Annotated in this window: 3 protein-coding genes and 2 pseudogenes; 1 reads left to right on the top strand and 4 read right to left on the bottom strand. The window is 62.4% G+C overall.

Annotation, left to right across the window (positions count from 1 at the left end; genetic code table 11):
• A pseudogene (locus MKK69_RS11230) lies at window positions 1–87 on the bottom strand (IS5/IS1182 family transposase); the annotation flags it as partial.
• A gap of 82 nt (window positions 88–169) precedes the next feature.
• Between MKK69_RS11230 and MKK69_RS11225 the strand changes: the two are divergent.
• Window positions 170–688, top strand: a complete 519-nt coding sequence (locus tag MKK69_RS11225) for a cupin domain-containing protein (protein WP_243967911.1) — start codon at window positions 170–172, stop codon at window positions 686–688.
• 402 nt (window positions 689–1,090) lie between these two features.
• Here MKK69_RS11225 and MKK69_RS11220 read toward each other — a convergent pair whose 3' ends face one another.
• The 3 genes and pseudogenes from MKK69_RS11220 to MKK69_RS11210 all read right to left on the bottom strand — a co-directional run.
• Window positions 1,091–1,276 (bottom strand): hypothetical protein, encoded by a 186-nt coding sequence (locus MKK69_RS11220; RefSeq protein WP_243967910.1) that lies wholly within the window; start codon window positions 1,274–1,276, stop codon window positions 1,091–1,093.
• Between the two features lie 706 nt (window positions 1,277–1,982).
• The gene (locus MKK69_RS11215; protein ID WP_243967909.1) at window positions 1,983–2,357 is read right to left on the bottom strand and encodes a hypothetical protein; all 375 of its coding nucleotides are present in this window, start codon (window positions 2,355–2,357) and stop codon (window positions 1,983–1,985) included.
• A gap of 99 nt (window positions 2,358–2,456) precedes the next feature.
• Window positions 2,457–2,772 (bottom strand): annotated as a pseudogene (locus MKK69_RS11210) (ferredoxin--NADP reductase); the annotation flags it as partial.

Here is a 2,772-nt window from a genome sequence, read left to right as displayed (position 1 = left end):
ACGCCCGCCCTTCGGACGCGGCCGAGGCGGCGGCAGGAGCGGCGCGATCTCATCCCAGAGATCAACGGGAAGAAGCAGTCTGGCCATGCCAAACCAACGCTGAAAACCCCGCTCGGTGCCGTTCTGTTAGGCGCTCTTAGTATCCTGATCCCTGAGTCGGAGAACCTCCATGTCAGACCCTGGTGCTAACCGGCGCGATCTGCTCCTCGCGCCCCTGCTTGCGGCGGCTGCCACCGCCTTCGGGACGCGTTCCGCTCCTGCCGCCGGTGTCGATCCGGCCCAGACCATTGTTAAGCTACCGGACCAAATTCCCTGGCAGCCGCTTTATAACTTCCCGCCGGGAATGGCGGAGCAGGCGCCGATGTTCGGGAAGATCGGGGAGCCTGGACAGTATTTCGTTCTCATACGGTGGCACCCCGGGTACATGAGTGCGCCGCATTGGTATGAAACCGATCGACTCTGTGTCGTTCTGTCCGGAACCTGGTATGTCGCGAGCGGAGCGGATTTCGTTCCAGAAGCCACAGTGCCGGTTCCGGCGGGCTCTTACGTCCACCGTGTCGCGAAGACGCCGCACTACGACGGCGTAAAGGCTGGCATCAAGGAACCCGCGATCATTGCGATCAGTGGTCTGGGTCCGATCCGTTATCATCTCACGGATGAGACCAAGCCTGGTTGGCGCGAAGTCTAGGCGCCCGGTAAAGAGTTAATCCGCCCCCCGAGAAAAGATTTGGAAGGGCGCTGCGTTGGGTGGCGACCGACATGGTGCCCTGCCAAATTCCAATCTCTGGCAGTTTTGCGAGCGCTCGCTCGGCGGTTGGCGGCGTGGCGGTCGGCCGTGGTCCGCAGCAGGTGCTTCAACGTGGTGAAGGTCCGGGACCTGTCGCGGGTGCAGGGTGCAAGCCCTGAGCGATCCTCGGGCCTCTGCCCCGAGACCCCGCCAAAGGGATGATCCCTTTGGAATCCACGGGATCATGCGCGGCAACAGGCGCGATCACAGTCAATGTTGTCCTGCTCAGCCGCGTAGAGAGCCCTTCTCTGCGGGTGGTGCCGCGTCGGGTAAGAAGCCGCGACAGTCCGCCCGTGCTGGCGGTCATGCCGTGCCCGGCCAGGACATCGCGTGCCGGAAGACCTGCGGTTCACGCTCGTCGATGGCCAGGACCAACTCGGCCTGCGCCTCGATGGCCTGCGCGTGTTGATCGCTGCCCCGTACGCGCGCGGCGACCCACCCCTCCTGCCGGACCCGCGCGACCGAGCGGTTTGCGCCCGATACGCTCACCCCAAACGAGTCACCGTCCCAGGGCAGGATGCGCCGTCAGCCAAGGCCGCGACGATGCCGAAGGCATCGGCAGGCTCCTCAGTTCATCAATCGCTCCGCCCCGTCCGCGGTGCAGATCGCACGGGCTGCGGCTCTAAAAGCATGATTCAAGGTGCGCAATGAAGATATCGCATTAAAATAAAGTCGATCATTCGGTTTATCCGCTCTGAAAAACCTCAATTCGTCAAATAATTTTAGAAAAATCTCCCGATACGATGATGTATTTTTGTGCATAAAATTCTATTTTTACTTTCGAGATTGCGTCGATATAATCGAACAACGGCACCGTTGTTAGGCGACTATCATGTCTTTGAACCGATTGATATCGATTTCTATATTAACCCTGGCTTTTATGTCTTGTTGCCTGGGGTCGATTATGGCGATCGATCAATTTGCGACCATGTCATCGGTTAAATTGATCTCCTTGCGGCTCGATGTCCTCAAGGCGCTGTCGAATATCCCCGCGACGCTCAATCCGGAGCGTGGCATGTTCACCCTGCTCATCAGCACGCGGCCAATTGGGGATCAGCCGCAAGACAATACGCTGGTGACGATGCGCAGGGCCACCGATGCGGCGATGGCTGCCGCACAGGCCGCGGCCAGCGTGTTGGCGATGTCAGACGCTGCCGTGGCCCCCCTCGCTGACCAGACGACGAAGATCGTGAATCTATGGAGGGAGACACGCGCCACTGGCGACGATCAGATCCTCCAGGTGCCGCCGGCGGGGCGCGGCGACGCCATCAAGCGCGCGATCGATCAGAGTGCCGAGATCAACCGGATCGTGATAGCGGCGATGCTCGACCAGACCCGGCAACTCGCCGCCATCGACGGCAACGCTTTCCGGTACGCAGACTTCGCGAGCCTCGTCCTGGACCTGCGGGATGATCGCGGCGGCGAGACCAAGCCGTCCGAAAAGTGCGCGCGGCACCGTCAGGCGCTCGCCGCGCCGGTAGGCGAGGAGGCCCAGTCCCGAGGCTGCGATAAGGCCTGCGACGCCGCGCGCGAACAGCGGCGGCCAGTCCTGAAGGACCAGCTTGAGCACCGGCCAGTTCAGGCCCCAGCCCGTCGCCGTAGCGAGGAGGAAGAGCCGTCCGGCCTGCGTGCGTGTCAGATGAGGGAGTCGCACGAGGTCCGGGCTCCCCTACTTCTCTACGAAGGCCTTCTCGATCACGTAGTGGGCCGCCTCGCCGTGGTTGCCCTCCTCGTAGTCGCGGGAGGTCAGGAGTTCCCGGGTGTCGCGGATCATGTCGGGGCTGCCGCAGAGCATGAAGCGGTCGGCCTCGATCGACATCTCCGGCAGGCCGACATCCTCGAACAGCTTGCCCGAGACCATCAGGTCGGTGATCCGGCCGCGGTTGCGGAACGGCTCGCGGGTCACGGTCGGGTAGTAGATCAGCTGCTGCGCGATCATCTCGCCCAGGAACTCGTGGCGGGGCAGCGTCTCCGTGATGGTCTCG

Source organism: Methylobacterium sp. J-026, from assembly GCF_022829585.1.
Taxonomy (GTDB): Bacteria; Pseudomonadota; Alphaproteobacteria; order Rhizobiales; family Beijerinckiaceae; genus Methylobacterium.
The sequence above is the reverse complement of the archived record's forward strand: the minus strand, read 5'-3'. Positions and strand labels throughout refer to the sequence as shown.

Bases quoted from the DNA above. Each gene is read 5' to 3' on its own strand.
- MKK69_RS11225 (WP_243967911.1), top strand. From the start codon at position 170: ATGTCAGACCCTGGTGCTAACCGGCGCGATCTGCTCCTCGCGCCCCTG.